This is a genomic window from Candidatus Cyrtobacter comes (assembly GCF_034470605.1).
Classification (GTDB): domain Bacteria; phylum Pseudomonadota; class Alphaproteobacteria; order Rickettsiales; family Midichloriaceae; genus Cyrtobacter; species Cyrtobacter comes.
Map to the genome: position 1 here is coordinate 16,124 of NZ_JARGYT010000006.1, position 11,333 is coordinate 27,456.

General features: G+C 35.5%; 10 protein-coding genes. 7 read left to right on the forward strand and 3 right to left on the reverse strand.

The features are described from left to right. The first annotated feature begins 435 nt into the window (after window positions 1–435). The 4 genes from trmD (at window position 436) to Cyrtocomes_RS00950 (ending at window position 4,214) form a co-directional block, all read left to right on the forward strand. Window positions 436–1,146 carry a tRNA (guanosine(37)-N1)-methyltransferase TrmD gene (trmD, locus tag Cyrtocomes_RS00935; protein ID WP_322497340.1) on the forward strand — a complete coding sequence of 237 codons (711 nt, stop codon included), beginning with the start codon at window positions 436–438 and terminating at the stop codon, window positions 1,144–1,146. Then, window positions 1,130–1,474, forward strand: a complete 345-nt coding sequence (gene rplS, locus Cyrtocomes_RS00940) for a 50S ribosomal protein L19 (RefSeq protein ID WP_322497341.1) — start codon at window positions 1,130–1,132, stop codon at window positions 1,472–1,474. The genes trmD and rplS overlap by 17 nt, the downstream gene beginning before the upstream one ends. Window positions 1,475–2,660: 1,186 nt before the next feature. Continuing rightward, entirely contained in the window at window positions 2,661–3,281 is a 621-nt protein-coding gene (locus tag Cyrtocomes_RS00945; RefSeq protein ID WP_322497342.1) for a hypothetical protein, read from the forward strand. Between the two features lie 765 nt (window positions 3,282–4,046). Beyond that, window positions 4,047–4,214, forward strand: a complete 168-nt coding sequence (locus tag Cyrtocomes_RS00950) for a hypothetical protein (RefSeq protein WP_322497343.1) — start codon at window positions 4,047–4,049, stop codon at window positions 4,212–4,214. A 165-nt stretch (window positions 4,215–4,379) separates the two neighbouring features. Here Cyrtocomes_RS00950 and virB11 read toward each other — a convergent pair whose 3' ends face one another. The 3 genes from virB11 to Cyrtocomes_RS00965 all read right to left on the reverse strand — a co-directional run bounded on the left by virB11 (window position 4,380) and on the right by Cyrtocomes_RS00965 (window position 6,997). After that, a complete protein-coding gene (gene virB11 / locus Cyrtocomes_RS00955; protein WP_322497344.1) occupies window positions 4,380–5,369 on the reverse strand; it encodes a P-type DNA transfer ATPase VirB11 in 990 nt (329 codons plus the stop codon). A 121-nt stretch (window positions 5,370–5,490) separates the two neighbouring features. After that, window positions 5,491–6,057, reverse strand: a complete 567-nt coding sequence (locus Cyrtocomes_RS00960; RefSeq protein ID WP_410519685.1) for a cell cycle transcriptional regulator TrcR — start codon at window positions 6,055–6,057, stop codon at window positions 5,491–5,493. A 196-nt stretch (window positions 6,058–6,253) separates the two neighbouring features. After that, window positions 6,254–6,997 (reverse strand): alpha/beta hydrolase, encoded by a 744-nt coding sequence (locus tag Cyrtocomes_RS00965; RefSeq protein ID WP_322497345.1) that lies wholly within the window; start codon window positions 6,995–6,997, stop codon window positions 6,254–6,256. 139 nt (window positions 6,998–7,136) lie between these two features. Between Cyrtocomes_RS00965 and Cyrtocomes_RS00970 the strand changes: the two genes are divergently transcribed. Genes Cyrtocomes_RS00970 through iscU form a run of 3 tightly spaced genes read left to right on the forward strand, consistent with a single transcriptional unit; the run spans window position 7,137 to window position 10,322 of the window. Continuing rightward, entirely contained in the window at window positions 7,137–8,672 is a 1,536-nt protein-coding gene (locus Cyrtocomes_RS00970; RefSeq protein WP_322497346.1) for an aminotransferase class V-fold PLP-dependent enzyme, read from the forward strand. 3 nt (window positions 8,673–8,675) lie between these two features. Continuing rightward, on the forward strand, window positions 8,676–9,908 hold the full coding sequence (locus Cyrtocomes_RS00975; protein ID WP_322497347.1) for an IscS subfamily cysteine desulfurase: 1,233 nt from the start codon (window positions 8,676–8,678) through the stop codon (window positions 9,906–9,908). Between the two features lie 33 nt (window positions 9,909–9,941). Then, window positions 9,942–10,322, forward strand: coding sequence for a Fe-S cluster assembly scaffold IscU (iscU, locus tag Cyrtocomes_RS00980; RefSeq protein WP_322497348.1), 381 nt, complete (start codon window positions 9,942–9,944; stop codon window positions 10,320–10,322). Window positions 10,323–11,333: the final 1,011 nt, after the last annotated feature.

The following is an 11,333-nucleotide window of genomic DNA, read 5'->3' on the forward strand; positions in this document are numbered from 1 at the left end:
TGTTGAGGGGAGAATTATAAGGGGGTTTTTTGTTATTTTTAAAAAGCATATAGGTATTATATAGCTAAAACTGTATAAAATGATTAGATGGAAAGTAATTTTGTTAAGCTTAATCAAATGATAATTAAGGTATTTTCAAAATTAATACTCTTCTATGACGCTTTAGTTGTATGCATACATGTATTATTTATGCGTCTGTGCAGCTTAAGTTGTTATATAGCTACTTGAGTTGAATTGCCTAATAGGTTGTAATATAAGCGGTATTATCTATTACCTCAAATAAAATAGCTATACATTATAAATAAAAGATAGGTCTTATCTTTCGTTTCCTATCTGCGATTCTTTTTGAGATCATAAGTTTGTATAGCTGTATATAAACTTATCTATTTAACAGAACATTATTATACTCAAAGTTTTTAATGCGAATAAATATTTGTGTGGCAGGTTAGAATTCTTACATTGTTTCCAGAAGTATTTCCAGGTCCGCTAAATTATTCTGTCACTGGTAGGGCTATGAGGAATGGAATTTATAGCATAGAGCCTAAGAGTATAAGGGATTATTCAGAAGATAAACATTCGCGCATTGATGATACCCCATACGGTGGAGGTGATGGTATGGTAATTAAAGCAGATGTTCTAGGTAATGCAATAGAGGGTTTTTTTTTGCCAAATGGAAATCCAGTTATATACCTTTCTCCTAGAGGAAAGGTGTTTAATCAAGATATGGCTAAAGATTTTATAAGCAAAAATGGTTTAAATTTAATTTGTGGTAGATTCGAAGGTATTGACGAGAGGGTTATACAACTGTATAAGATCACACAGGTTAGTTTAGGTGATTTTTTACTCTCTTGCGGGGATGTTGCCGCTTTTCCGCTTCTGGATTCGTGCATAAGATTGCTTCCTGGTTGCCTTGGGAATCCTAATAGTGCGGAGACTGAATCGTTCTCCGGCGGTGGGTTGTTGGAGCATCCTCATTATACTAGGCCTAGGGTCTGGAGAGGTTTGGAGGTTCCGTCTGAGCTTACGAGTGGAAATCATGAAGGTATAGCACTTTGGAGGAGGAGAGCGTCTGAAGAAGAGACTATGAAAAATCGGCCTGATATTTGGAAAAGATATTTAGAGAAAAAAAATGAATTTGCTGGATAAGTACGTGCAAAAAAATATGACAGATCGTCCTATTCCTGATTTTAGGTCTGGGGATACTCTCATGGTGCACGTGAAAATATTGGAAGGGGCCTCTGAAAGGGTACAAAGATTTGAAGGTGTTTGTATTGCTAGAAGAAATCGAGGTATAGGGTCCAGTTTCTTAGTTAGGAAAATTTCCTATGGCATAGGTGTTGAAAGAAAATTCATGCTTTATTCGCCTAGAGTTATTTCAATAGAGGTGCTTAGGAAGGGGCGTGTTAGAAGAGCCAAGCCTTATTATCTGAGGGATCTACGTGGAAAAGCTGCTAGAATTAAGGAAAGAACCTAGTTTGTTTTAGGGGGCGTTTTTTAGCTATTACATTAGAGCATTCTGCTTTAATATGCTTGTAGTTGTTTCTTATTCCGCACTTCTTTATATCTATTGAGGTGCTTTGTGGGGTTGTGTGCTTTTCTCATAAACCTAGGTGATAGGTTTTATGCAGTCTTGGGGGTGTATTTCGTGCACATTACATCATTTTCCACAAGCATTTTATACTTTTTAAAATACCATATTTCCATTTTTGTTATTAGATTGTTCTAGTATAAATTATTCTGTTTTCATGCGGTGGCTAACCAAAGTATGGCCATAAAAGTGAATTTATTTACTGCTAATGTCTCTCCGTTTTTTTTTTTTTTGAGACGCAAAAATATACCCTATGCAGTAGTATAGGGTAGGGTAAATTTCTAAAGATCCTTATCATATCTTCTCTGCTCGTTCTTTTTTATGCTTTCATAACCATTATCTGAAATGATTCAGCGTGATTGAGATTTGCAATAGACTAGGTATGGCCATAAAAGTGAATTTATTTACTGCTACTGTCTCTCCGTTTCTTTTGAGATACAAGAATACACCCTATGCAGTAGTATAGGGTAGGGTAAATTTCTAAAGATCCTTATCATATCTTCTCTGCTCGTTCTTTTTTATGCTTTCACAGCCATTATCTGAAATGATTCAGCGTGATTGGGACTTACAGTAGACTCTTTAACATCGTATCTATAGTGATTTACGCTGAATTAGCATAAGCTATAATAATATAGGCGGTATTATCTATTTACCTCAAATAAAATAGCTGTAATAGCAACTGATAATAATCTTGTTTAAATTTATCATAAGAACAAGATATTTTGTTACAAAGGCTGCTTGGTTGAATCTTATCATTCTTTATTAAGGCATTATTTAGCTAGATTTAACAGAAAAATGCTACTCCAAGGCATACCGACTCTATACTATTCAATAGATTAGGTAAGTCTAAAATACCATCTATCTTTTGTTAGCAATCCCAAAAATTTCTGCTAAATATACTGATATTATAGCTGATTAATAGAATACCATACTTATGAGGTGATAACTAGGTAGCTTGAATGTTGCATTAGGTAACAAATCTACTTAATTTAGCTTCTTGGGAATTCTTTAAGTTATAGTTTGAGCTCTGGCTTTCGTGCTGATTTATGGGCCTTTTGTGGTGATGGATGTTATGGAAAGTAGTTTTTTAAACTTCATTTACATGCCTCTTTTTATTGTGTCGCTATATTATATTTATACTTCCAAACTAAAAGCTATGGACTCAAATTTAATTAATTCAATCACTTCAATTATAAAAGCGATACCTGTTTTATATCCCTGTATCAAGTTTATCTGGTCTTATGGTAAAAAATTTTTACCAACATATGGTTTTGACAAAGATTACTATAAAGCATTAGATCAGTTAAATCGGTTACCATACAGTATGGCGTTTACGGAGAGTAAAAATAGAAACATTAATCCAATATGGTTAAGTGTTTGGCCATTGCCAGGTAATACTGATAGTGATAGTCAAACTATACGTATGAATTGGTGTATATCGAAACCAGTTGATGCTTTAATAAAGCCAATGGTAAATGCTAAACTCATTATTCCAAAATTAAAATTTTTGAACGTAAATAAATTTCGATTTATTTGTACAGATAATGCAGGTAATAATTTAGGAAAATGTACATTAATATATAGAGATTGTAGTGACGAAGAAAATTCCTTACTAAAGCTAAATCGAAAGTTAGCAAAACATCTTAAATCAAGCTCTACATTATATCTATACCGAAGATTAGATGAAATTTAATCTATTCAAAGTACCTAGGCTTTATAGGCGCTTTAAAATGAATCTAAATCAAAATGTAAAACTATCTACTTCAACAGAAATGTTATAGCGAAGATATATAAAATGGCGCAATAATTGCTCTAGCTTCTTAACTCCTATTTTATAGGACGTTTTATACTGACTTAGCTATATTGGCGCTTTAGTAAAAATTTCTTGTAAAATGCGTTTATATTATAGCTGATTAATGGAGTGCCATCCTTATGAAGTGATAACTAGGTAGCTTGAATGTTGCCTTATGTAACAAATCTACTTAATTCCGCTTCCTGGGAATTCTTTAAGTTACAGTTTGAGCTCTGGCTTTCGTGTTCTGGAGTGAGGCTTTCGTGCTAGTTTATGGGTTTGTTATGGTATGTAAAATGGATGATCGTATTATGTTTAACAACGTGAAGAGGGCTGTTTGAAACTAAGCACATTCCTTACATTACCTTTTCTTCTCTTTGCACTTTATGTTTCAGTTTTTTATATCATTCCTGAAACTTATAATGCAACCAAACCTAAGTCCTATAGGTTTGAAGATCTCAAAACTACAGAAGTAGATGTATGAATTCTTATATAAAAGATATAGTTATTTAAATTAGCTTGGGTTAAGTTTAAAAAAGTTACTGTTTATGTAATGATTTTATACCGCTTTAACTATAATATGAAAAAAATAATCAGCGCAGCCTTCAATCAGTTGCACTTTCTATAAAATAGAAAACTTTTCTCGGTATACTGAAATGTGCTCAGGTGAATACTACAGCGAATATAGGCATAACTATTTTAGGTTGGGAGTTTTTACGTGTGGAATATGAGCTTTCTTTGCTTATAGACAAAGAAGAGAATGTGTTTGGAATATGGGCAGAACATATTGCGGACATATACTTTTTATTAAAAGGTAATGACAGATCAAGATAAAAAATACCATTTGTATGTTTTTGCTAATGGAGTCAATTTGCTTGGTAAGACGAATCAAAGTGCGCCACAACACGGATTCGCCCTTCCCCAAATGGCCCAAGATGGAGGGGGCCATTTTATGCCATCAGGTTTGGATCTGCTAAAAATGAAGCCCCTCCTGTACAATCAGGCTTTATTCGTATTTTTAAAATATATCTCTGATACATATCTACGCCCCTTTTCTCCACGTTTTAATTGTACAACGGCATCAACTACGTTAAGTATGTATTCACGAATCTGATCAGGCGGCATACCAAGGCCGGCCTGCATAACCATAAGCTTAAGTTGTTCTAAGGCCATTATTGGTGTATCTGCATGTAGAGTTGATATGGAGCCAGGATGCCCTGTGTTTATAGCCCTTAAAAAGCTAAATGCCTCAGCCCCCCTAAGCTCTCCGACTATTATTCTATCTGGCCTTAGCCTTAAGCAGGCTTCTATAAGGTTTTGTGTTGTGACATTTGCTCTACCTTGCCCACCTTTAGATGCTAATAAATGCAATCTATTAGGATGATCGTTTAGTACTATCTCCCTCGCATCTTCGCAAGTAATAATACGCTCATCGCTAGGAATGGCCCTAAGCATTGCGTTGGTAAATGTGGTTTTCCCTGTAGACGTACCGCCACTTATTATTATGTTTTTCTTGTAAATTACTGATTTATATAAAAAATCCTTTATTTTTTGTTGATTGAGTAGTGTGGCAAGCTCATTACCTTTTTCATCTACCTCTTCTTTGATTGTAGTACTATCAAATGCGCCCAATTTTTCATAACCATTAAGATCAAGGTTCATTGAAGATGGCTTCCTTATTGATATTCCTATAGTTCTTACCTCGCATGCTGGTGGAATAACTATCTGTATCCTAAACCCGTTAGGTAATGTAGCTGAAAGTAGTGGTGTCTCTTCGCTGATTTTTTGTTCTGTAGATTGTGCTACAAGTAGGGCAAGTGATTTTAGATGATCAAAATCCAATTCTGGTATTTTTTCGCTATATATATCACCACTCTTTTCTATCCATGCTTCATGCGGTCTATTTATTGATACTTCATTTACCCCATCCTCTTGGAATATTCTATTAAGTGGCTCAAGATACGTATTCAGGGCCGTCAAGCTACTCATGTAACTAAAAGCAAAAACAAACTACCAGTCTATAAACACACTCGCAGCAAGTAAAGACTTTAACAAATCTCAAGCATAAAAGAGATGTTAATACATTGATTTGCTGTATGGCTCTAAGCGCTTAATCAGGTTGTTTTATGTCATCTTTATCATGATGTGGTGATATAGACTCAACTAGCTTATCTAAATCTGTTTGAGAGCATAATCCTAAAAGGACAGGATCCTTTGCTTGTATTGATGCGAAATTTTTATACGTTTTATCCTTAATGGATGAAACCGTAGCTTTTGTAGACCCTATAAGCTTTGCTATTTGAAAAACACTAATCTGAGGGAGGCTCTTTAGCAGCCAGTACGCCGCATTGGGCTTATCTTGTCTACGTGCCACAGGTACATATTTAGACGTTTTTCTTTTCTTCTTCTCCTTAACCATCATGCGAGTAGCATGATCAGAGAATCTGAGCATAACAGTAGAATCCGCTTCACATCTTTTAATCTCTTCATAAGTGAGCTGATTATTGTGTATGGGGCTAATCTCCTTTATTCCTCTAGCAACTTCGCCATCTGCCATACCCTGAATTTCCGCAACATGAAAGCCGCAAAAATCAGCAATTTGCTTAAATGTTAAAGAGGTATTCTTTATAAGCCAGGTTGCGGTAGCCTTAGGCATAAGAGGAACGTTTTGCGTCATCAATATTTAACGAACCAAGGAAACAAGGGATTGGATGCTAACTATTTTAGAGCATTTTGTCAAATGCTTTGTCTACTTAGTCCAGAAATATGGATTCTAAGCCACATCAAGAGATTTACAAGCCGCTTTATTCTGTGAATAAATACAAAACTGAATTTTACACAAAATACAGCCTGACTATTTATGAGAGGCTTATTTAAACATCATCACCACCATCATCACCACCACCACTATCTTCTGTTACTTGATGGCTTGGTTGCCTTCTCCTTCTATCCTTTTTAAGAACGCCCTGTAATGTACGTAAAGACATATTTTCCGATATATATCTCTCAACCTCATTAGAAAGCTCTGGTATCTTACCTTTAAAAAGATGGTTTGCTCCATATATAGGAAAGTATTCTATAGAGGAATTTTTTTGTTTGCTAAGCCTTTCATATAGGGAAAATACAGTTGCTTCGGAAACAACCTCATCATCAGTGCCATGTATTATAAAGCCTGGAGTTGGGCAGGGAGTTAGGAAGCTAAAGTCATAATCTGGCGGTGATGCTACTATAAATGCTACTATTTCTGGTCTTCTCATTAAGAGTTGTAGGGCGATCCAAGCTCCAAAGGAAAATCCAGCGACCCAGTATGCAGGCGCGCCAGGGTTTTGTGATTGCAACCAATCTAAAGCTATGGCAGCATCAAGTAGTTCACCCACGCCATTATCGAATTCACCCTCTGATCTTCCAACGCCTCTAAAATTAAATCTAAGTACGGAAAATCCCTTTTTTGCGAATGAATGGAACATGCTGTAGGCAACTTTGTTGTTCATAGTTCCGCCTTGTTGAGGGTGCGGATGCAGAACTAGTGCAACTGGATGGCTAAAGTCTTCGGATTTATGGTATCTGCCTTCGATCCTACCAGCTGGTCCGTTAATAATTACGTCTTTTGTTTTCATTGTTATAAAAATAACAAAACTAATTTTATAAAAGTTGACTATTTTAGGAGGTTATCCTAGGATATCACTCCGAGCGGCACATTATATAGTACCGAGTTTATGTAGGTATAGATTGATTGTTTGGTAAAATAAAGTGTTTTTGAGTACTAAGGGTAGATATGCTGTTATGTCTATGATTGAGGTTGCTTCTCTTGGTCTAGATGCGCCAGTACAGCTTTCTAAGATTTCTGAAAGTCAGGGGATTGGTATTGCCTATTTGGAGAAAATTTTCTCTAATTTAAAAAGAGCAAATATAGTGTCTTCATTTAAAGGACCTGGTGGTGGGTATAGTTTTACCAATAGAGATATAACAGTTTTGGATATAATTAGGGCGGCCGGTGAAAAGATCGAGATGACAAGATGTAGAGGCGCCGGTTGTATGCCTGGTGGTATAGTATGCAAAGCTCATAAAATCTGGGAGGGAATAGAAAACAATATAATTAGCTATCTTTCATCTTTGAGAATATCTGAGATTGCTGGTTTAAAAGATCATGCAGAACTTTTTGATCCCCTTGGTTATAAAGGGATAATCCAAGATAAAGTAATATATTTTGATAATAATGCCACCACAGCACCACTTTCTGAAGTGGCTGCCACAATGGTAGAAATACTTCCAAATGCTTTGAATCCCTCTTCCGTACACATGGTTGGCAAGGGAGCTAAAAAAATTCTAGAAAGGGCTAGGGCTAATATATTAAAAAAATTGAATGCTGGAGATGATTATAAGTTAATATTTACATCTTCTGGCACAGAAGCAAATAATATGGCTATTAGCTCCTTTGATAGATGTTTTACTTCTAGTATAGAACACAGCTCTGTGCTTAATAATCCAAAAGCAATCAGCTGTATACCGGTTCTAAAAAATGGGCAAATTGATCTTTCAAAGCTTGAGGAAGCTGTTAGTAAGATAGGTGATAAAAATACGATTGTTTCTGTGATGATGGCGAATAATGAAACTGGTGTGCTACAGCCAATTCACGAAGTACTGAACATATGTTCAGCATATGGAGTATACCTTCATACGGATGCAATTCAGTGTATGGGAAGGATTAAAATTGATCTTTCTGAAACGCAAGTTGATATGATTAGTATATCAGCACATAAATTTGGCGGTCCTACTGGGGTTGGTGCGCTTATATATAAAAAGAGCATAGAGCCATCTCAAATAATGTTCGGCGGAAATCAGGAATATAATTTAAGACCAGGGACGTATAATATAGTAGCTATTAGGGGTTTTGAAGCAGCTGTAGAAGAACTGCAGCGCAGCATTAGTTTGTATGCAAAAACCAGTGAGTTGAGGGATTATATAGAAAATAAGATCCTTTCAATATCTAAAGGTAATGCGATCATCTTTGGAAAAGATTCTCCAAGATTGCCAAACACATCCTCTATAGGGATGGTGGTTGCATCAGCACAGGCGCAGCTCATCCATTTTGATATGGATGGTATAATGCTTAGCGCGGGCTCAGCATGTTCATCTGGGGCGATGAGAACTCCTTATGTTCAAGCGGCGATGGGATATGAGGAAAAGATAGCTAATTCCGCAATTAGGATAAGCTTATCTCCGGCTAATACCATTAAAGAAGCGGATAGGTTTATATGCGCTTGGGAGACAATGTATAGTAGGTTTTATTGATTTATGACAAAAATGGATACTAACAGAGCAATATATATGGATTATCAGGCAACAACCCCATTAGATAAGAGGGTGTTAGATGATATGCTTCCATACTTCACTGAAAAGTTTGGGAATCCACATTCTAGGAGCCATGCTTACGGATGGGAAGCTGAGGAAGCTGTGGAGCATGCTAGGGATGAAGTAGCGAGCCTAATAAATGCGGATTCTAAGGATATGATATTTACTTCAGGTGCAACAGAATCCAATAACCTTGCAATAAAAGGTATTGCTAATTTTTATAAAGATAAGGGTAAGCACTTAATTACCGTATCAACAGAGCACAAATGCGTTCTTGATACATTTAGATACCTGCAGCAAGAGGGTTTTGAAATTACTTATCTTTCTGTGAATCAATATGGCCTTATAGACCTTGATGATTTGAAATCTAAAATTAGGAAAGATACGGTACTTGTTTCTATTATGGCTGTTAATAATGAAATAGGCGTAATACAGCCTCTGAAGGAGATTGGTGCTATGTGCAGGGAGAGGGGTGTATTTTTTCATACAGATGCTGCTCAAGCTTTTGGCAAAATTGCACTTGATGTGAAAGATATGAATATAGATTTGCTAAGCATCTCTGGCCATAAGATCTATGGTCCAAAAGGTATAGGGGCTCTATATGTGTGCAGAAAGCCAAGGGTTAGGATTAAGCCTATAATAAATGGTGGTGGTCAAGAAAGAGGTATGAGATCTGGAACGGTTCCTACACCTCTAGCAGTTGGACTTGGTTCAGCTTCTAAATATGCAAAGATGGAAATGTATAGTGAATATGAAAGAATAAAAAAACTTAGTGATAAATTCGTAGGTAGTATACTTAACGATATACCAAATACATATCTTAATGGGCCGTTATCAACAAGTATGCGGTATCCTGGTTGTGTAAATATTAGCTTCTCCTGTATAGAGGGGGAGTCTATGATAGGTGGTATAAAGGATCTTGCGGTTTCTTCTGGCTCTGCATGTACATCATCATCCCTAGAGCCATCTTATGTTCTTAATGCTCTTGGCGTTGATGTTGAGCTGGCCCATACCTCAATTAGATTTGGAATAGGAAGATTTACTACTGATGAAGAGATAGATACAGCGATAGCAAGTGTAAAAAGGAGCGTGTTAAGATTGCGCGAACTTAGTCCACTTTGGGAAATGGTGCAGGAGGGTGTAGATTTAAAATCTGTACGTTGGTTAGAACATTAAAATTTTTAGTTAAATTTTTTAAGGTAAATATTTATGGCATATCATGAAAAAGTATTAGATCATTTTGCTAATCCTAGAAATATGGGATCATTAGATAAAGGGTCGCAGAAAGTTGGAACTGGAATTGTAGGGGCGCCTGCATGCGGTGATGTTATGAAGCTGCAAATTGAAGTTGATGAAGAAGGTAGAATTATTGATGCTAAATTCAAAGCATTTGGGTGCCAAGCTGCAATAGCCTCAAGCTCCCTTGCTACAGAAATGATTATAGGAAAAACAATAGAGGAAGCATTAGCTGTAAAAAATTCTCATATTGCTAAAGAGCTTTCTCTCCCACCAGTCAAGATTCATTGCTCAATGTTAGCAGAGGATGCAATAAAAGAGGCAGCTAATGATTATCAGAGGAAAAATTCATAAACTTTTTGGGTTTTATTAGAATAAAATGGCATGATCTATTAGGGCTCAGGTTGGGGCCCTAAATACCCTAAATAGTGTGTGGATATATTCTTTTATTATGCTTTTTTGTATTTATGCAAAAAAAAGAAGTAGCCAACAGATGCTCTGTAGTAATTGATTTTCTATAGCTCCGTTGGTTTCTAATTTGATTATGAGGAGATCTTTAAAAGTATAATATTATGAAAAAAGCTGTAGCATCTTTACCTATTGATAGGTCTTTTGAATTTTTAAATTATAGTAAATTAAGGTAGCGTAAAGGCTATATTGTATGGATTTACTATAGCTAAGGCGGTATAAAATGATTGCATAAAAAGTAATTTTATTAAACTTAACCTAATGATAACTAACCTATTTTTAAAATTAGTCATGTACCATTTCTATGACGCTTCAGCTATATAATAAGCCAACAGCACCAGGTTCTTGCAATACTCAAATTTTTGAAATTCTTAATTAATGAGCTAAAACCTGATCAGGTATGATGAATCATTTCATAAATCACAAAATAGCCATAGAAATTAAATCTGTCAGCTGTAATGTAGTGTTTTTTTATTCACAAGATTTGAATTCAATAGATATATTCTTGGCTAATATAAAAAGGTGGATTAGAGAGGGCAATATTGGTCATTTTGCTTATCTCTATGATTCTTTAGTTAAATTCTTTCAATATGCAAATCTCAACTTCACTTACTATAGCAGCACAAAAATATGATAAACTTCATAGAGAGAAGTAACTGACAAAAAATGGCAAAAACGATAACTAGCATTCTGAATTTAAGAAGACCGCAAACCGCTTTTGGAATTATTCTCAATTTAAATGACTAATAAAACCGCCAATAATCTGCTTTGTATTATTACTTATCTATCTTTTAGCGCTTAGGCACTGTTAACAAAGGTTTTGCCAAATAATGGAAAAGATGCAATATTATATTGGAGGCGATAAATATGGTATTTAGATGGATAAAAGGTTGTTTC